This is a genomic window from Chryseobacterium sp. KCF3-3 (assembly GCF_045865955.1).
Lineage (GTDB): Bacteria > Bacteroidota > Bacteroidia > Flavobacteriales > Weeksellaceae > Chryseobacterium.
The window spans coordinates 1,308,865-1,329,554 of record NZ_AP035792.1 but is presented as its reverse complement, the minus strand read 5'-3'; the positions used below and the strand labels follow the sequence as shown (position 1 = coordinate 1,329,554).

Sequence of the window (20,690 nt, the reverse complement as noted above, 5' to 3'; positions counted from 1 at the left end):
ATCAGATCGCTTTTCTTAGTTTTTTATAGAAAGCTTCTTCCAGATCTGCAATGTGCAGCATCGTTTTTGAAAGTTCGTTATAGATATTGCTTTTGGAGTTTCTGTTTTTATAAACACGGGCAATATCCACGGCAAAGTCTCTCCAAAGGTCACCAATAGAAGTGATTTCTTTTGATAATTCCTTAAGTTCATCATTTTTAAGAATAACTGCTGCTTCCTGAAGAAATGCACCATAGATAAATCTGAAGCCTCCGCCTCCGGTTCCAATTTCTTCCTGCATTCTGATCAATTGTCCCAAATAATGGTTGGTCACTTTTGTACCTTTTTTATCTGCCCATTTCGGGATGCTTCTGGCTACCCATCTCATGGCTTTTACTCCGATAAGTGGTACAGGCGCCAGCATATTTTTGCAGGTATCCTTGATTCCTTTTTTTATGGCCTCTTCAAGATTCACATTTTCCGGGACATAAATAGGGTAGTACATATGTCCTTTTGGAGGAAGTGCTCCTTTTGCATATCGCACTTTTTCCAGTTCTGCTTCGGAAAGGGAAGTGGTATAATCCATTACCGGATCACTGATCAGGAAATTTCCGTCTTCTTTTCCGTATACCACAAGGTTATGGGCATTGAAGTGGAATTTGTATTCTTCAGGGAAATAGGTAAGGTTGAAAACGCCCACCTGAAGTCCTGTAGGAATATTTTGTTCCAGATTTCTTTCAAGAGCTTTTTGGGCATCTTGAGGATTTGAGAATTTTTCTCTTTTGATTTTAATTCCTAATCTTTTGGCTGCTTTACTGAAAATAGCACCCGGCATTGGGCGATAGCTGAAGCCCGGAGCAAAATTCACCTTTAAAAAAGGAAGATAGACGAAAAACAGTCCGGAACCAATCCCGAAGATCATAGGTTCGCTTAGTTTCAGTCCTTTATTAAGCAGTAGATTAGAAGCAACACCGTTTTCGCAATGCGCAGTCTGATGGTGTTCAAAGTTTAATTTCATTTGCTGATTGTATCTTTTCATTGGTCAAATGGAAAGTGCATTGTTTCTTGCCCATTTCATTTATTTTCCGTTGAAGTTTTTTAATTCATCCACTGAAATACCGAATGCATCGGCATATTTTTTCAGTGCATTTTCACTTAGTGTTTTGAATATTTTGGGTTTAAAATGTCTTTTCACCCTCCATTGCCACATTCCTACATAAGAAGCAAGGACTCCCAGATCCATTTTATTCAGTTCCATATAATAAGCAATAGGGCTTGCTATATTGTTGGCTACATTTTGCTTTGCTTCCTCAATTCTCTCATAAATAAGTTCCATAGATTCATCCAGAGCAGCTTTCTTGGCATCCCAGCCTGTACTGTTTGCTGTCGTGTAGTTGTCGTTCTCATCCGTCACATACAGAACTTCAGTCATGTTGGCGGATTTCAGGTTACTTTCGTCTTGAGGCAGGTCTTGTTTTTTCATCTAAATAATGTTCATTTTTTTAGATTTCAGGTGAAATAGAGTTCACCTGTTTCTGATTCTTTTAATCAGGTGGCTAAAATAGTGAAAATACATTATATGTAAATCATATTAAATCTGAGGGAGTTATTACAGTGAAATAGAGACAGTATCATCAATAAATCTCCCAAATAGTAATATAAACCATTTTTTATTTTTCCCTGTTGGGAAGGTTCCTTTTAACTAATCTTCTATAAAAGAATCTTAAAAGAATCCTTTAAAGCTTATTGTTTCTGCTTGTAACAGTTCTTTTGTAACAAGTGTTTATATAAATAAGACTAATGGGTGGAAATTTGGATTGAAAAATAATATTAAATAACTACTATGAAAAAGATTTTTATTTCGGTTTCGCTTTTCTGTATGATCAGCGCAATGGCACAAAAATTTGAGACTCAAAAGCAGACGGATGCTCAAGGGTATTCTTATGAAACGGTAAAGAATGACCAGGCCGGAGTGCGTGTGTATACACTGAAAAACGGATTGAAGGTTTATCTGGCAAAAAATGAGGATGCTCCAAGAATTCAGACTTATATTCCGGTAAGAACAGGATCAAATAATGACCCGAGTGATAACACCGGATTAGCTCACTATCTGGAGCATATGGTTTTCAAGGGAACTTCACATCTTGGAACTCAGGACTGGGCAAAGGAAAAAGTTTTGCTACAGCAGATCTCCGATCTTTATGAACAGCATAAAGCAGAGAAAGATCCTGAAAAAAAGAAAGAACTTTATAAAAAAATTGACGAAGTTTCTCAGGAAGCCTCCAAATATGCCATCGCTAATGAATATGATAAAGCAATTTCTTCATTAGGAGCTACAGGAACGAATGCTCATACATCTTTGGATGAAACGGTGTATAAAAACAATATTCCTTCTAATGAATTGGAAAAGTGGTTAAAGGTGGAGAAAGAGCGTTTTTCAGAGTTGGTACTACGTCTTTTCCACACCGAGCTTGAAGCGGTATATGAGGAATATAACAGAGCTCAGGATAACGACAGCCGTCTTGTATTCTATTCATTGATGCAGGCTCTTTTCCCAAAACACCCGAACGGACAGCAGACAACAATAGGAACTTCAGAACATTTGAAGAGTCCTTCTATGGAAGCGATTCACAAGTATTTTGACACGTATTATGTGCCTAATAACATGGCTGTAGTATTGGTTGGAGATCTGGATTATGACAAAACTATAAAATTAGTTGACCAATATTTCGGAGCATTCAAATACAAAGAGCTTCCGATGAAAAAGATGGTTACGGAAGAACCAATGACCAGCATTGTTACCAGAACGGTAAAAAGTCCTACTACACCGAGAATGACCATTGCATGGAGAACAGATTCTTATGGAACTCAGGAAGCAAGACTGGCAGATGTAGTATCTGAAATTTTAAGTAACAGAGGAGATGCTGGATTAATTGACCTTAATATTAATCAAAAGCAAAAAACGCTTGGAGCGGGAGCGTATGAATCTCCTTACAAAATGTACGGTACATTTGGACTGGTAGTAACACCTAAAGAGGGACAAAGCTTTGATGAAGCTAAAAAATTGCTGATGGATCAGTTGGATCTTGTTAAAAAAGGACAGTTCCCGGACTGGATACTGAAAGCTATCGTAAATGATAAAAAAGTTCAGCGTATGAAAAGCTGGGAAACAGCTGACGGATTAGCGACTGAATTGTATGATTCTTATATCAATGTAAGAACATGGGAACAGGAGCTTGATGAGATCAATCAGTATGATAAGATCACAAAAGCTGACGTAGTGAAGTTTGCTAACGAATTCTTTAAGGATAATTATGTTGTTATTTATAAAGAAAAAGGAGTGAATGATAAACTTGTACGTGTACAGAACCCTGGAATTACCCCAATTAAACTGAACAGAGAAGCTCAGTCTCCTTTCCTTAAAGATATTCTGAATACAAAAGTGCCGGAAAGTAAGCCTGAATTTATTGATTTTAAAACAGCCATTCAGACTTCAAAGATCAAAGATAAGACGATAAGCTTTGTGAAGAATAAATATAATGAGGTTGCTCAAATCAGTTATATCTTCCCTTTCGGAACAGATAATGATAAAGAACTTTCTATTGCAGGAACTCTTTTTGAATATCTTGGAACCGATAAATACACTCCGGAACAGCTGAAAGAAGAATTTTTTAAACTGGGAATCAGCTATAGCCTGAGAACTTCCAATGACCAGATGATTATTACATTAAGCGGTCTTGAAAGTAATATGAAGAAAGCTACAGAGCTGATGAACCACTGGATGACGAATGTAAAAGCTGATAAGGCGGTTTATGCTCAAACGGTAAAAACCATTCTTGAATCCAGAGCTGCTGCGAAGAAAGATAAAGTGAGAATTATGGCGGCTCTTTCAAACTATGCTAAATATGGTAAAAACTCAAGAATGACCGACATCGTTTCCAAAGATCGTCTTGAGAGTATTGACGCTGTAGAATTGATGAAGAAAGTGAAAACACTGAACCAGTATCCTTATCAGGTGCTTCTTTACGGACAGGATCAGTCAGGTTTGGAAAAAGCAGTGAAGCCATTTATTACCAATACAAGCCTTCAGCCGGCACAAGCCAAAGAATATGCTGAACCAGCTACAGAAGGAAAGGTATACTTCACAAATTATGACATGGTACAGATGGAAATGTCTAAAGTAGCAAAAGCAAGTACAGTAAACCTTGGTAATTTCGGGAAAGCAAATGTTTTCAATGAATATTTCGGAAGAGGATTATCTTCTATCGTTTTCCAGGAGATCAGAGAAAGTAAGTCATTGGCTTATACGGCCTATGTTTCTTATGGAAATGCTTCGGAAAAAGGGAAAGCAAACTATGTGACAAATTATATCGGAACACAATCCAACAAGCTTCCTTTAGCTGTAAATGCAATGAATGAATTAATGGTATCTTTACCACAAATCCCTGCCCAGTTTGAGAATGCCAGAGGTTCTGCCTTAAAACAGATTGCTTCCAACAGAATCAACAGAACAAATATTTTCTTCAATCAGTTAGCATTGAAAAAATTAGGGGTTGACTATGATATCAGAAAAGATATTTACGCTGAAATTCAAGGATTGACATTGCCACAGCTTACAGGATTCTACAACACTGAAGTAAAACCTGTAAAATACAATACAGCTATCATCGGTAAGAAAGAAAATCTGAATATGGAATCTATCAACAAAATGGGAGAATTCCAGGAAGTATCTCTTGAAGAGATCTTCGGATACTAATTATTTTGTTTAAAATAATGATAAAAGCGGGACAGAAATGTTCCGCTTTTTTGTCGTTTAAAACTGTTTCTCCCTGACCATCAGAGTTTCACGGATTTATAAAATGTTTCACGTGAAATAATTCATCTGATGATGAGGTTTTTGAGTCTATAATGTGTTGTTTATCAGTTGTTTTGAAAGGTTGTGATGAATGTGGAAATAAACGAAAAATGAACCTTTTTCCGTAAAGTCATTGTAATCAATTCAATAGGAGTGGGCTTTAACCAAAACCTATTTTTTAAACACAAATAGCACAAATGGATTGCACAAATTTTCACAAATTCATTTAGTAAGGTTGAGAATAAAAAAGCTGTACGTTTTGTACAGCTTTTCTATTCTATGTTGAATTGATCTTTACGATTTTACTTCCTGAATAAACAGGTTAATTTCTGCTCTGATCAATAATTCATCATTATTGAATGTTTCACAGAAAATATGGCAAATGTTCTCAAACTGTGAAATAAGTGAAGCTTTGGAAATGATTTTGTCATTCACTTTTGGAAGAGCAAAAATCTCAATCTTCTTGATATTGGTAATGAATCCAATCACTTTAGTATCGGCTTCAGGATTTTCAAAGAAGCTTTGTCCAAGGATAGAAGAGCAGGTTTGAGCCATATTTTCAATAAGGCCGGCTTCTGCAAATTCATTGTTGTGAACAAATATATTATCTTCTTTGATTTCAAAGGAAGTCACTACTTTTTCTTTGGTCAGCTCCAGAATGTAGTCTGCCATCAACATCGGTTCGCGATGCGGTAAAAAGTTGTGTATATTGATGATATTCTCTTCCTTTATTTCCATTTCCAGTTTATTTTACAGCGGTTTTCATTTGAGATTTTGCAATCACCTCACCGTTCAGTTTGGTAACGATATCCACGAGGGTTACTCCCATTACTTCATTAAGGATGGTAACTTCAGATTTGAGATGGTCTCCCACTTTAGGTAGTATTTCGGCTTCAAAAGACTTGATAGCTCCGATATATCCCGTAGGTGCATCTTTTCCCAGCAGATAATATTTATATCCTGTATGCAGAGCAACGCTCTGTGCCTGGTGCTCAATCAAACCTGAAGCCTGAAAAAATCCGTCCTGGATGAAGAGATTATCCTCTTTTATTTCAAAGCCAGACAGAAGATGGTTCTCAGAATACTCTGACAATTCATGCACCATCACAAAAGGGAACCTTTGCGGAATAAGACTTTCTACAAAATCTTTATCAGATGTGGGCAGTCTGTGTTCCATTAGCAAACGGTTAATAGAGCACATGAATAAGCGAATCTTCCACTTTCAGGAACGCAAAGAAGTACTTTTTCTCCCTTTTTTAGTTTTCCTGAATTCATCAGTTCTTCAAGGGCAATAAATATAGATCCTGCACCGATGTTTCCAACCTCAGAAAGGTTATAGAACCATTTTTCTGCAGGGAAATCCATTCCTTTTTTAGCAAATTCTTCTTTCAGTCCGTCTTTAAAGTATCCTGAAGAAATGTGAGCCAATACGTGGTCAATTTTTTCCGGATCCAGATTATGTTTATCAAAAGATGATCTTAAACTTTCTGCTCCTTTTACAAGGATGTATTTATCAAGGATTTTAGTATCCTGTTTGATGGCAAAAATAGATTCCTTTAACCATTCGTCAGAAGGATAGTCTGCCCATGATTTAAGGCTTCCGTCTTCCTGTTTGTCGCATCCTGCATACATACATGCCTCAATTTCGTGAGCATAAGAATAGAAATCAATGAATTCTACTTTTAAGGAAGTACTGTTTTCTCTCGGTTTATTTTCCAAAAGGAAAGCTCCGGCTCCATCAGAAAGCATCCATCTCAGGAATTCTCTTTTGAAAGCAATGATGGGTCTTTCTTCCAGTAATTTTAAATTTTCAGCCTCGTGGTTGAATTTGTCAGCAGTCATCCATGCAGACATTCTTTCGGAACCTGCACATACGGCGTTGTCCTGTACACCGGCCTTTACAGAAAGGAATCCATAGTTTAACGCATTCATTCCTGAATTGCAAAGCCCTGTTGAAGTATTAATTTCAATAGATTTTCCGATGTTCAGTTCACCATGTACCATAGAAGCGTGAGAAGGCTGGATCTGATCCGGTGAAGTAGTTCCTACAGATAATAATTTCATATCTTCCTTTTTGAAGTTTTCGTCAAAAAGTCCTTCGATTGCTTTTGCAGTAAGCTGCGCATTAGAGTGGGTAGGGTTCCCTTCTTTGTCTAAAGCGTAGTATCTTGTCGTGATTTTATTATTTCTTAGGATAAGTGATTTTGCTTTAGATGGCGCATCATTGATAAGCCCAAGATAAGTCTCCATTTCATCATTCGCTACCGGCTCATTGGGTAAGTATTTTGATGCTTTTGTTATAAATACGTCGTACATTCTATTTTAAATTAATTCCTTGTAAATATCTTTTTTGTTTTTGTCTTTTAAACCAAAATATAGGGGTTGTAAGCAAGTGTAAAACCAAAACGACAGGTGAGATAATCCATATCGCTGCCATCAAATATACCTTAAAGAATTTTATCAGCAATGGACGTTTCTCTTTTTTCTTGATAATCAGGTTAGACCATACTGTAAAAATTTTGTTTCCTACCTTTTCTACGCGTACTAAAAACGCACGGATTTCAATCGCTCCGTTTTTCACAAGATCTGGTTGTAAACTGTTAAGGTCGTTATTATTAAAATGTCTTTCAATAATCTCGCCATACTTTACAGAACCTGTGATTTCTTCATCGGAAACTCCTGCAGCAGGAAGCATTCCTGATTTTTCTTTCTGACCTGTGGTAAGCCATCGGAGAATCGTTAATACGCTGGTGTAATTGTCGTGTCTGTCTACCAAAGCAATATTTCCTACGAGTTTAGCCTGTAAATCTCTTAAGTAAACCTTTAATTTTTCCTGGGAAAGCATCCACATATTTCTGGTTCCTGAGATCGTAACCACAGGAGTATCTTTAAGGATTTGTTTTGCATAATCACTCTTTAAGAAAGAAATAATAGGAATGGATGGTGTGAGATACCATACCTGATACCCAAACAGGATAAGGTCATACTTTTTGTTCAGAATTTCTTCTGAAGGAGGAAGTATTTCTTTTGGAATCTGCAGATAAGATTCAGGAAAAGTGTTGAAAAAGACATCGCCTGGCCAGGGAAAAGGAAAATCTTCTTTTAGCTGAATGTTGTAATACGTAACATCATAAGCCTCCTTTTTAGCTTCAAAAGGTTGGGCTATATTTCTCACGATATCTTCGAGTTGTCCGGTTTGTGAATAATATATGACAAGTATATTTTTCTTCATTAGTTTTCTTTAGCGTTTACAAAAATATGTTTTTCATATTTATTATTTGGTTTTAAATACTTTTAATGATTCAGAACTAAATTTTAGTGCATAATTATCACTTTCAAAAGAATCACTTTTTGTATTTACAAAAATGATCGTTTCCGGCAGCTCCTGAATATCATTCCATGTAAAACGATCATGGGAGACCAGGAGTACATCAATCTTTTTGTTTACCTCAGAAAGGTCTTTTATATACTGTATCTTTCTTCTTTTTACCAGATAGCTGTGTGCTGCTGTTGCTCTTTTTTCATCATTCTGAATCAGAGAAAAAACTCTTCGGCTGGCCTGGTATAAAGTTAATAATGCATCCTTCTGCCCGAAATCATCAGCCAAATGAAGAATATTGGCATCATTTGAAATATGCTTGTTCAGTTCGAAATATACTGATTTATTGGCATTAAAATCTTCTTTTACTGCTTTTACCATTTCACTGTCTTTATACAGATAGCTCAGGAATAATTTCTTTTTAAAGTAATTCTCATCCTCAATCTCTTCACGCAGTTTGGCAAATTCTTCTCTGAAATAGGCGTTGATCCTCTTTGTTCTCTCAGAATAGTTTTTACCAAAACTCATGTCGTCTTTGCTGATTCTGTTGCCCACTTTTACCGTAATGCTTCCGTTATAGATAATGAAGTCTCCTTTCGGTAATACTTCAGAGTTTCCGTGGATGTAAAGTGGAAGAATATCCAATCCGAATTGCTCAGCAAGATAAAATGCTCCTTTATGAAACCTTTTCACATCATTGGTGTAAGAACGTTCTGCTTCCGGAAAAACAACCAGTGAATATCCTTGCTCAACTTTTTCTTTCAGTTTGTCCATTCCATTCTCGATTCCCTGTGAAACAGGATAAAAGCCTAACGCTCTTACCAGTTTTCCAAAAACAGGAGACTCGTATACCCAGTCATTCACCAGATAAATAATTTTGTGGGTAGCCATTGCAATAGCCAGTGTATCCAGAAAAGACGTATGGTTGGCAATAATGACAGCAGGTTTGCTGAAATCTTCGGACAGATTTTTAATCACTCTTTTCTTTACAAAAGGAGTAATATAGAGTACAGATGTTAAAAACTTAGCAAGAATTAATTTGATAATATCTAATGTTCTTCCCTTTGAATTCTTAATAAATAAGCTTCCGACAGCAGAAAATACCAATCCGCCTAATCCATAATATAAAAACGAGAACACTGCCCGCAGAAATAACCTGAAAGTAATCGGAGAAAGTCCTTTTTTGGCCCGGTTGGTAATCAATAATCTGAACCAGAAAGGATATAGAGTAGAAGTGATAATAATGACTGAGAACATTCCGATCAGGGCAACTAACGCTAAGGAGTGTAATGCAGGATGCTTAGCGAAGATTAATGATCCAATGGAAAGTATTGTGGTGAAAACGGCAAGAATAATAGATGTTCTATACGTTGGTAATTCATTCTTTCCTGTGGTGTGTTCTTTCTGCATCGCCTGCGTCAGGAAAATACTGAAATCATCTCCGACTCCAAATACCAGGGTACACACTACAGTACTGAAAATATTTAATTCCAATCCTAAGAAATAAAGAATTCCGGCTGTCACCACTCCCGTTAAAACAATCGGAAACATGGTGAGAATTGTTAATTCAAAATTTCTGAAGAATACGATAATCGTCAGGACAATAGCTAAAAGTGAATAATTGATGAGCGTATTAAAATCTCTCTTCAGCAGGCCCAGAAAATTTTCGTTCATCTGCTGGCGGTCAATGGCAATGGCATCATGCTTCTTCTCAATATCCCTGATGAAAGTATCCCGTTTTTTTTCATCTACTTTTACCACATTGGAAACCGTGTAGAAACCATTTTCGTTGCTCATGAATTCTGATATCTGAAGCGCTTTTACTTTTTGATAATCTTTCAGACTCAATGCGGAATAATTTTTATGCAAAACTTCATTGAAGCCATCAAAAGCGGAACTGTTGAAACCGAATTTATTCCCGTTGCTGACCAGCTCGGAAATGGTCTGACTCTTCTTCTGGTCATTCCAGAATCGATTCCATTCCTCAATTTTTTTCTGTTGGTCTTTTTCTGAAAGCACAACGCTTCCTATAGAATTATAGCTTAAAATCTTGCCCTCTTTTTTCTCTTTTTCAAGGAAGCTGCTCAGTTCAGAATTTCTGCTTAAAGCCTGTTCTTCAGAATCCCCATAAGAGATCGTGTAGATTGATTTTGAAGTAATGTCAGAAAGTTTCTGCAGTTTTGCTTCACTGATTTTTAATTCTTTGGGAATATAATTCAGATCGCCAATATCTTCATTGAAACCTACATGCCTGAATCCAAACAGACAGGCAAGAATAATAATAGAACATCCGATAATCAGAGGTTTGTTTTTCTCGTACGGATAAGATCCGATTTTGTCAATAAAGTTGGTATTGGGCTGTTCACTCTTCTCTTTTGGTTTGTAAAGCTGAGGAACGATAATTAAAGCTGTGATTGAAGACAGGATCACGGTAATGGCTGCAAAAAGTCCTAAGTCTTTCAGTGCTTCAGAACGAACAAAAACCAAGCATAAGAATGAAACGGCTGTTGTTGCACTACTCAATATAATAGGCTGCGTAATTTCTTTGTAAAGCTCCTCAATATTATTATTGTGCTTATAATGGGTAAGAATATGCAGGGCATAATCAATGGTAATTCCAATCAGAATAGCTCCCACACTTAGTGAAATTGCCGAAATCTTATCTTTAATAAAATAAAGAACCAATAAAGCAAGCAGTACAGAAAATACTGTCGGTAAAAAAACAATGATGGGAGTAAAAATATTTCTGAAATAATAGATCAGTAGAACCAGAAGAACCGTCATGGAAATAACCACTGTGTTCTGAATATCTTTTTTGATCTGCTTCGCATTGGCCACAGCAATCACCGGAGAACCGAAATAGCTGATCTCTGTTTTTCCTTTGAACTGTTTGTTGATGCCGTCTTTGATGGAATTAAGCTGATCTACAAATGCCTCATTAGCCTTCGTATCGTTGCTTTTGTTTTTAGGATCAATGAAAAGCAAGAGGTTCTTACCATCTTTAGTTACAATATAGCTGTCTTCAAGTTTAAAGTCTTTACTGATGTTTAAAGCATTTAATTTTTTGATCCCCAAAAAAGTAAGCCCCAAAGGATCTTTTTTTATAAACTCTTTAGTGACAAGGCTTGTGGGAGAAACCAGAGAGATGTAATTATTCTCTACCTGTTTAGCAATACTGTCTTTCTGGAGCTTTTGATCAATTTCCTTATAATCATTTTCATTCAGGAATAAAGGTAAATTCTGATTGACAAAATCAAAGGTTTCGGAGATTTCATTATCATTCACTTTGCCCTGAACAGAGCCGATGTATTTCTGTAAAGGCTCAATTTTTTTCAGAAAAGTATCTGCTGTTTCAGAAAGCTGGAAGCTGTCTTCACTGGATTTATTTTCTATAATAACAATAATCTTATCCGAAAAATTAAGCTGCTTAAGAACCTTTGCTGTAAGATCAGATTTTTCATTTTTAGGAATAATCTGGTTGATATCTTCCTCAAAATTGATCTTTGATGCAAAGAACATGCATAAGGCGGCAATTCCTAAAGCTGTAAACACAGACAGGATTTTATTTTTGGAAATCAGATAATATAAAAATATAAAAAAGCGATGCATTGCATTTAAATCAAGTCTGCAAATTTAATTTTTTAAGCATTAGTTCAAAATAGTTAGTGATAAGTTTTAACTGAAAATCAATAAAATATTCTAGGAAGAATGAAAAAATATTCTACTTTTGCAAAAGTTCCCTTTTGAAAAAATGTATTTTAAACCACCATTATTATTAAAAAAATAAGAATCTGTTTTAGATATGTTGAAAAGAAATGATGAAAAAATAAACGGATTTCTATTTGTAATAGTACTTCCGCTTCTGTTGTTTGCCATGTCTTATTATGGATTTGAATCTTCCTATACAAGACTGAAAACATCAGAGACAACCCCTGATTTTTTATTTTCCTCAGTATATGCTTACAGAGTGATTCCCAATTATCTGAGTGTACAGATGACAGATTTGATGTACAATCTGATCAACGGACCTCTTTCTTTCTTCAAAGATTTTTTGTCAAAAAACGGAACCCCTTTTTATCATGGGCTTTTCCTGATGAACAGTGTGTTCTTTGTTTTGTGTTCTTTGATTTTGAATGCTATTTTCCGGATGAAATCAATAGGACTTCTTCTGAATCTTAAGGCAAGGAGGATTATTCATCTCTTATCTGTGTTTTTTATTGTAATCACACAGTATGCACCTACAAATTGTGACACCATTGCACTCTTCTGTTATTTGGCAGGTGTGTTTTTAACCCTGAAATATTTAGATACTCAAAAAAATATTTTCTTTTTTATTCTCATTGGTCTTATTGGAATCTCTACTTTGGTAAGAGAAACGGCTTGTCTGAATATTGCCTTTTTTGCAGCAGTATTTTTCAATATAGCTGAGTTGAAAAAAGGAAATTATAAGGTAATCTGGAAAATTATACCGTTGGTTGTTGCTTTTCTGATTCCCTATCTGGGATTGAGAGCTCTGCTTGTTCAGGATGAAACTACTTTTGTGGAAGGGTTTTATATTAACAGGAACTTTTCCAGTCCTTTCAATCTTGCAGGATTGGTCTTTGCACTAATTGTGATTTATTTTATATATGGTCTTTGTACAGAAGAAGAAAACAGAAGTGTTTTTGGAAAGTATTTTTTCTTTTCCATTCCTTATCTTCTTATGATTACTTTGGTAGGACTTTTCTGGGAAGTGAGGCTTTTTTTACCTTTAATTCTCACTGGAATAATCACAGCATATCATCAGTTTAAAAAAACATCAGAGATCTAGCATGAGTTTACTACATCCATATTATATAATTGCAATCGTCTATATGCTGTTCTTCAGTGTTCAGGAAGTATATGGAAAGAAGGTCGATAAAAAGTGGTTCTGGTTCCTTGCGGTTTATTTTATTATTATTGTTGGTTTTAGAGACAGTGTAGGTCCGGATTACGGAAGTTACAAAGGAATTTATATTTACTCTGATACCAAAAGCTATTACAGTATCTTTATGAAGATGCTCCATATGGAAGGGACGGAAACTCTGGATGTGGAATGGCTGTATACTTTGATTAATAAAGTTCTTCTCAACTTTTTTGATGCACCTTTTTATATGGTAACATTCGTCATTGCTGTTTTTGCAATGATCTTTAAAGTAGAATATACAGAAGACAATACTTTTTATCCTTTTACTTTTACTCTTTTCATGTTTATTCCCAACTTCTTTATCGGGGAAAGTGGACAGATCAGACAAAACCTGGGAACTTTTATCGTTTATTTTGCAATACGGTATATTAAAGAACGAAAACTCTGGCATTACCTGTTTTTTATATTCATAGGATCTGGTATACACAGTGTTTGTTATTTATTTCTGCCGATGTATTGGCTGGCTCGCATTCCGTTGAATAGAACGGTGATGTTGATTATGATTGTAGGTTCTGTCTTTTTATCTCCGTTTGAAATCTATAGGAGTTTTGGAGGTTTCCTAGACGGTATGGCCTCTAACAGTACGCTTGTAGAGGGTTTTAATGGATATATGGATGAAACTGTGCAGCGACTTAACGGGGGAATTGGAATCCCGGAGGTCATGATGGCTATCCTTACCTTCTTCCTTTTTGTTTTTGATAACAAGATGAAAGAACTCTATCCCTACTATGAATACCATAGAAGCTATGCTGTAATCGGGATATGTCTTTATTTTATTTTTAGAAATAACCCAATCTTCTCATCCAGACTTGCAGGAGCATTTATTGGGTTCTCCTATATCATTATTCCGAATGCAATGTATGTTGTTTCCGGAAGGGTTAAAAATATGATTTACGCCTTTATCATTGCACTGGTCGTCTTCAATTTTGTTATCTTCTCTATGTTTAATAATATCAAAGCCGGACGATTCTCGATTGATCGTTATCAAAATCATATTCTTCCATAGAATATTGAAAGTTAAAATATAATGAAGGCAGCTTAAGGCTGTCTTTTTTTTATGTGGAAATTTATTAGAGTTTGTTTTGTTTATTGGGTTTTATGTTAAATTATTAATAATGTAATTTAAATATAATGTTGTTATTTATAAAATAAATCACTTTTTATTGAAGTGGGCTTAAAAATTGCATTCCGCTAATGACACTAAAACCTAAGGTATGAAAAGATTAGCTGGAAAATTAGCGGCAGTCATCTGCCTGATATTATTTGGAGTCAGTTCCAAAGGTAATATCAACAGAAATCTATGGCTCAAGGAGAGTAAGGACTCATTGAAAAGGCCACTGAATGAATTGACACAATTACTTCTTCCCGACTGGAAAAAAGCACCCAACAGTTACCTCTTTGATCCCAATCAGAACAGTGAAGGATTGTTGGTTCCTGTAAAAAAAGCTTATGCGATGTGGGAGGGAGGCGGATATCTTAACGGAAGCGGTGTTCCTGCAGGAACGGTAACAGCAGATGTTTTGTGGGAAGATGTTCATGGGCTTATAAAATCCGGAGTAAATTATGCCCTTGAAATAATAGGAACCGGTCAGGATGCTAAGATAAAAGTCCCTGTCAATAAGACAAAAAAAGGGAATGCTGTGGTAGCTCTCAAAGTAAATGGAGAGATTTATTGGAGCTGGCATATCTGGGTAACAGATGATCCTACCAATGGCGTTGCCTATAAAAGTTTCAACAATGTCAAAAGAATGAAATCGGATGGGACAACAGAAGTTATCCCGGATTCCGATTGGAAATGGATGGATAGAAATCTTGGAGCCCTCACAAGTTCTATCACAGCATCAGACTGGAATAAGAGTATCGGGCTTCTTTATCAGTGGGGAAGAAAAGATCCTATACCACCTTTAGTAACGAGGGGAAATGATTTCTATGAAGCTTCAGGATCTATAGGCAGAGTGAGGCATAGAGGAGCTAAAAATATGACCAATGCTGTAAGTATTGATGATCTCAGAAAGTTTGTTCTGCTTTCCGCTGCAGAGGTTACCAATAATATAAGACTTTCTGTAAAAAATCCTTTGAGTCTTATTTATGTGAATAAAGATGATAACTCAGGTCAGGCTTACTACAACAATAATCTCAATCTTCCCGTCAATTGGTTTGGTAAATCAACGACCTTACCTAATAACAGGCTTTCAGAACTCAATCTGTGGTCTGATAATGCACAGGGGAAAATTGAAACCGTCTACAATACTGATGATAAAACGAAACCTTATAGAGATAAATCTCCTTATGATCCGTGTCCTAACGGATGGCGTATCCCCTCAATGCTGGTTGCCAACCTGGCTTCTCCCTCTTATGTAGATGATATCAGAATAGACTTTTCGCCTTTTGGAGTCAAAACCAATATGGCAAAAAATGTTTTTGAATCCAATAAATATCATATCATAAAGCCTACTGATGCAGGAGTTCCGGCCTTCATGACGGGATTTAGAATTTATCCTAATCTTGGCTTTGATCTATCGGCTATCGGTGGATATAATATGGGAATTTTTCCTGGAAACGGACAGCTTATCAGAGGAGCTCATTTAGGACAATATAGTGATCAGCATCACATTGCATTGTGGACAGCAACTTTAACCCGATTGTTCGATACTTCTCCTGCTGTTACAGTAAGAGGACTTTCCATGATTCCGGATAAAGGACAGCCAGATATTCCGGATGCTAATTATCCTAATATTAAAGGACGTTATTACTATTTTCCTATGTCCGGAATGTATACTTCGGATGCCAATGGCTGCAGATGTATAAAAGATCCATTATATATAATTAATGATTATGATTTTCCAACAGAATATCTGCCTGCAGCTACAGAATACAAAGAAGGTTTCAATAATCCGAATACTTACCAGGTTGTTAAAAACGCAACGGTTACTACCATTGACATTCCAGTCAGTAAAGCATTCTCTGTGCAAAGTCAATTATTGGATAATACTGAGATATTAAATACTTCCAGTTTTAATAATTTAAAAGCGAATGTTCTCTGGACAACTAATACAGCTCTTATCAGTAGAATTTCAATAGTAAATCCTTCACCTTCGTCATTGCAGGAGATCAGTAACTCTAAAATATCTGTAGAAATTGTACCCAATGAAAGTGGAAATGCTGTTGTAACATTACATAATGGAAGTATATCTTCGCCGGTATATTGGAGCTGGCATATCTGGGTTACGGATTCTCCGGTAGGATCTTCTACTTATACTACAGAAACTCCGGTAGCTGTTACAAATTACGTGAACTATGTTAATAAAGCTGATGCTGTATTGCAGACCACTTTCATGGATCGTAATCTTGGAGCAACAGATGCTTTTCCCAATGTTGCCAATCCTCAGGCACCTACAACTGATGAGCTGCTGAAAATACGTGCTTCTACAGGATTGCATTATCAATGGGGAAGGAAAGATCCTATTCCAGCATTCCAGTATGCGGATAACAGAAGTTTTTATAATGTGTTTTTGGGAACAGTGGCTGCTAATGGAACAGTGGCTTACAGTACACTTAATCAGTCGGATTATAATAATCTTTCAGGAAACTATATTGTGCCTTATGACACATATGCGGGAACATCAAATCTACAGGTAACGGATAAACCGGCAGACAGAATCTCCAAAATAGTATCCTATTCTGTGAAGAACCCTCTGGTATATATGATTCCAAGTACTTTTGCTCCTTACAACAGTACAACTCCCAATTATACCAATGGTACAGACTGGTTGGCGCAGGAACCTAATCTGGCTTCTGACAGATGGGGAAGAGGAGGGAAGAAATCCCCTTTTGATCCTTGCCCTGAAGGATGGAGAGTACCGGATCTTACAAGTGTAGCCCTGGTTTCAGGAGCAGATTTTGGACAGACTCCCTGGTACAAAAAAGATAAAAATGTAGCCACATCATACAGTATTGCTACAGATTATTCCGGAACGAGAGTGAGAAACTCTGCCAATGCTACAGTGGGGTATATTTTTAATAATTCAGCATATTCTCTAGGGAATTATCCTGATTCCGGTTCAAGAGGATTCAGAAGTGTAACAGCCAATCAGACTGCACAGGGAACATTTAATGTGCTCAACTTTCAGTATCCGGCAGTATGGACCGCAGCTTTAAATTCAAATTACATTGGAAGATCTATTAATGTGTTATTTGATGCAGCCTCTACAACTAATAGAATAATGGTTTTTCATGACAATAATGATCCGTATTTCGGAACAGGATGCCGATGTGTAAAAATAAAGTATGATGCCAATGGTAATGAAGAAGGTCCCGCATCAGGACTTTCGGTTATATCTAATAGACCTGCATTGATGAAAGAAAATGCGAAATCTAAGGTGGTCAACAATATGATATCTCTCTACCCGAGCCCTTTTTCGAGTATTCTTTACATCAGAGCCACGGAAAATAAAGAATATAATTTTCAGATTTTTAATGTTCTGGGTCAACTTGTAAGATCCGGACAGTTTATCAACAATCAGACAGATCTTTCGTCTTTAAGTGCAGGGGTTTATGTCATAAGAATTAACAACTCTGAAGCGGTTGTGAAAATTATAAAACAATAAATCTTAAAATAAGAGATTAAAAGCAGAATGAGGCTTCTTGTTCTGCTTTTTTATAAGACAGCATATTTCTTACATCTATTATGGCTGATGAAAAATTCTATATCAATGAATGTTGATAATTGTATATCAGTCTAAAACCTATACTACAAAGGGTTTGTTTCTCCAAAAAATGAGTGTTGAAAGATGCTGTAAAGCGGATTGATTATTAAATTAAACCCGTTTAACAAAAAGTATATAATAAAAAAGCTTTACTTTTGCAAAAATTTTTAGTTAGAATGTCGAAAAATTTAGTAATCGTAGAGTCCCCGGCAAAAGCAAAAACTATTCAGAAATATCTAGGAAAGGATTTTGAAGTGAAATCCAGTTTCGGACATATCCGTGACCTTCCTAAAAAAGGAATGGGGATAGACCTTGCCACATTCAGTCCTGATTACGAAGTTTCAGCAGACAAAAAGAAATTGGTAACCGAATTGAAGGCTGCCGTAAAGAAAGCTGATATGGTATGGCTTGCTTCCGATGAGGACCGCGAAGGAGAAGCTATTGCATGGCATCTTGCGGATGAATTGAAACTGAAGCCTGAAAACAGAAAAAGAATTGTTTTCCACGAGATTACCAAAAATGCCATTCTAAAAGCAATCGACAATCCAAGAGATATTGATCAGAACTTAGTGAATGCACAGCAGGCGAGAAGAGTGCTGGACAGAATTGTAGGTTTTGAAATGTCTCCCGTTTTATGGAAAAAAGTAAAACCGGGACTGTCTGCAGGTAGAGTACAGTCTGTAGCAGTTAGGTTAATCGTTGAGAGAGAAAAAGAGATCCGTGAGTTTAAACCAAAAGCAAGCTTTAAACTGGATGGAATCTTCTTAAATAAAACAGAGCAGGAAATTGCTGCCAAGCTGAAAAAAGACTTTGAAAAGGAAGAAGAGGCAGAGAAATTCCTGGAGCAGGCAAAAACTACAGAATTTAAAGTTCTGAATGTTGAAACCAAGCCAGGTACCCGTTCAGCTTCAGCACCATTTACAACCTCTACATTGCAGCAGGAAGCTTCCTCAAGACTTGGTTATAATGTAACCAATACGATGCGTCTCGCACAGAGGTTATACGAAGAAGGGTTTATTACTTATATGAGAACAGACTCTGTAAACCTTTCCCAGGAAGCTATTGAAGGAGCCAAAAAACAAATTATATCAGAATATGGAGCAGAATATTCTTCTCCAAGAAACTATACTACAAAATCAGCTTCAGCACAGGAAGCTCACGAAGCGATCCGACCTACAGATTTTGGAGTGAAAACTGTAGCTGATGCACAATTAAACAGACTATATCAATTAATCTATAAAAGAACACTGGCTTCTCAGATGGCTAATGCCAAAATTGAAAAGACAGTGATTGAAATAGGAAATGCATCATTGCCGCATCATTTTGAAGCACAGGGAGAAGTTATTATATTTGATGGTTTCCTGAAAGCTTACGGAATTGTAAAGGCAGAAGAGGATGATGAGGAAAACAACGATAAGTTGTTGCCGAAAGTAAGTGTAGGTGAAGTTTTAAACTATAAAACCATTACAGCTACTGAAAAGTTCACAAGGCCAAGTGCAAGATATACGGAAGCCGGATTGGTAAGAAAACTTGAAGAATTAGGGATTGGTAGACCATCTACTTACGCTCCAACAATTCAGACGATTCAGAACAGAGAGTATGTAGATAAAAGAGAAATTGAACCACATACCCGTGAAGTGATCAAAATGTCTTTAGCAAAAGATAAGATCAAAAAAGTAGTTCTTGAAGAGAAATTCGGTGGGGATAAAAATAAATTCATTCCTACAGACATCGGTGAAGTAGTCAATGATTTCTTAACGGATAATTTCAGAGAAATCCTTGATTACGGTTTCACAGCAAGAGTAGAAGAAAGTTTTGACGAAATTGCGAGCGGTGATCAGAAATGGAAAGAAATGATGACGAATTTCTACTCAAAATTCCACCCGAGAATTGAAGATGTAGAAGAAAATGCAGACCGTGCAACAGGAGACAGGCTATTAGGAGTAGATCCAAAGACTGGTAAAAATGTTCATGCAAGAATTGGAAGATTTGGAGCGATGATCCAGATTGGAGAAACGGATGATGAAGAGAAACCAATCTTTGCTTCCTTAATGACAGGACAGAATATTGCAACCATTACTTTCGAAGAAGCACTGGAACTGTTTAAGTTGCCTTTCGACTTAAGTGAAGTTGACGGACAGCCAGTTTCTGTGGGAGTGGGAAGATTTGGGCCTTATGTGAAATGGGGAGAAACCTATATCAGTATTCCAAAAGGGGAAGATCCGCTTTCTGTAGATCAGAAACGTGCTGAGGAGATTATCAATGAAAAGAAGATTGCTGATGCTCCAATTGCTACCTATAAAGGAGAGCCGGTAACCAAAGGATCAGGAAGATTCGGACCGTTTATCAAGTACAAAGATATTTTCGTGAATGTTCCAAAGAGATATGATTTTGAAAATCTTTCACAAAGCGATATTAACGAACTGATTGATGCTAAGCTTGAAAAAGAAGCCAACCGATATATCCAGCAGTGGGAAAAAGAAAAAATCTCCATTGAAAACGGAAGATGGGGACCTTTCATCAAGTTTGGAAAAGCAATGTTCAAAATTCCTAAGAAAGCAGACGATACCAAATATGAAGCAGAGGAGTTAAAAGAACTTTCTTTAGATGAGGTTAAAAAATGGATTACAGATCAGGATCCTAAAGCTTTTGCAGAAAAGAAAAAACCTGCAGCTAAAAAAGTTGCCACAACTAAAAAGGCAGCTACAACAGTGAAAAAAACTGTAGCTAAGAAACCAGCAGCAAAAAAATAAATTATATTTAGAATAATAGAAAAGCACAGATTTTAGTCTGTGTTTTTTTCATTGATAATCAGTTGAAAAAATATAAAACTGCACATGATAAACGTTAAATAAATTTCCCTATTTAGGGAGTTACCTTTGTGGA

General features: G+C 36.4%; 12 protein-coding genes. 5 read left to right on the top strand and 7 right to left on the bottom strand.

Features of this window, described 5'->3' with window-relative positions:
• Position 1: 1 nt before the first annotated feature.
• Together ACKTTZ_RS05910 and ACKTTZ_RS05905 are read right to left on the bottom strand one after the other, a co-directional pair.
• Complete coding sequence (locus tag ACKTTZ_RS05910; RefSeq protein ID WP_034692802.1) at positions 2–997, bottom strand: BtrH N-terminal domain-containing protein; 996 nt, start codon at positions 995–997, stop codon at positions 2–4.
• A gap of 60 nt (positions 998–1,057) precedes the next feature.
• A complete protein-coding gene (locus tag ACKTTZ_RS05905) occupies positions 1,058–1,462 on the bottom strand; it encodes a hypothetical protein (RefSeq protein ID WP_034692431.1) in 405 nt (134 codons plus the stop codon).
• Positions 1,463–1,822: 360 nt separating this feature from the next.
• On the opposite strand from ACKTTZ_RS05905, the gene ACKTTZ_RS05900 reads away from it, so the two are divergent.
• Entirely contained in the window at positions 1,823–4,735 is a 2,913-nt protein-coding gene (locus tag ACKTTZ_RS05900) for a pitrilysin family protein (protein WP_253317179.1), read from the top strand.
• A gap of 393 nt (positions 4,736–5,128) precedes the next feature.
• Here ACKTTZ_RS05900 and ACKTTZ_RS05895 read toward each other — a convergent pair whose 3' ends face one another.
• Genes ACKTTZ_RS05895 through ACKTTZ_RS05875 form a run of 5 tightly spaced genes read right to left on the bottom strand, consistent with a single transcriptional unit; the run spans position 5,129 to position 11,705 of the window.
• On the bottom strand, positions 5,129–5,572 hold the full coding sequence (locus ACKTTZ_RS05895; protein ID WP_034692429.1) for an ABC transporter permease: 444 nt from the start codon (positions 5,570–5,572) through the stop codon (positions 5,129–5,131).
• 7 nt (positions 5,573–5,579) lie between these two features.
• Positions 5,580–6,011, bottom strand: a complete 432-nt coding sequence (locus tag ACKTTZ_RS05890; protein ID WP_129040644.1) for a hypothetical protein — start codon at positions 6,009–6,011, stop codon at positions 5,580–5,582.
• Positions 6,011–7,150 carry a beta-ketoacyl-ACP synthase III gene (locus tag ACKTTZ_RS05885; protein WP_034692426.1) on the bottom strand — a complete coding sequence of 380 codons (1,140 nt, stop codon included), beginning with the start codon at positions 7,148–7,150 and terminating at the stop codon, positions 6,011–6,013. The genes ACKTTZ_RS05890 and ACKTTZ_RS05885 overlap by 1 nt, the downstream gene beginning before the upstream one ends.
• A 1-nt stretch (position 7,151) precedes the next feature.
• The gene (locus tag ACKTTZ_RS05880; RefSeq protein WP_034692424.1) at positions 7,152–8,066 is read right to left on the bottom strand and encodes a hypothetical protein; all 915 of its coding nucleotides are present in this window, start codon (positions 8,064–8,066) and stop codon (positions 7,152–7,154) included.
• Positions 8,067–8,108: 42 nt separating this feature from the next.
• On the bottom strand, positions 8,109–11,705 hold the full coding sequence (locus ACKTTZ_RS05875; protein ID WP_407847786.1) for an MMPL family transporter: 3,597 nt from the start codon (positions 11,703–11,705) through the stop codon (positions 8,109–8,111).
• 250 nt (positions 11,706–11,955) lie between these two features.
• Between ACKTTZ_RS05875 and ACKTTZ_RS05870 the strand changes: the two genes are divergently transcribed.
• The 4 genes from ACKTTZ_RS05870 to topA all read left to right on the top strand — a co-directional run bounded on the left by ACKTTZ_RS05870 (position 11,956) and on the right by topA (position 20,557).
• A complete protein-coding gene (locus ACKTTZ_RS05870; RefSeq protein WP_253317176.1) occupies positions 11,956–12,963 on the top strand; it encodes a hypothetical protein in 1,008 nt (335 codons plus the stop codon).
• A 1-nt stretch (position 12,964) separates the two neighbouring features.
• Positions 12,965–14,104 (top strand): EpsG family protein, encoded by a 1,140-nt coding sequence (locus tag ACKTTZ_RS05865; RefSeq protein ID WP_253317175.1) that lies wholly within the window; start codon positions 12,965–12,967, stop codon positions 14,102–14,104.
• Positions 14,105–14,312: 208 nt separating this feature from the next.
• Complete coding sequence (locus ACKTTZ_RS05860) at positions 14,313–17,705, top strand: T9SS type A sorting domain-containing protein (protein WP_407847784.1); 3,393 nt, start codon at positions 14,313–14,315, stop codon at positions 17,703–17,705.
• 275 nt (positions 17,706–17,980) lie between these two features.
• Complete coding sequence (gene topA / locus ACKTTZ_RS05855; RefSeq protein WP_253317173.1) at positions 17,981–20,557, top strand: type I DNA topoisomerase; 2,577 nt, start codon at positions 17,981–17,983, stop codon at positions 20,555–20,557.
• Positions 20,558–20,690: the final 133 nt, after the last annotated feature.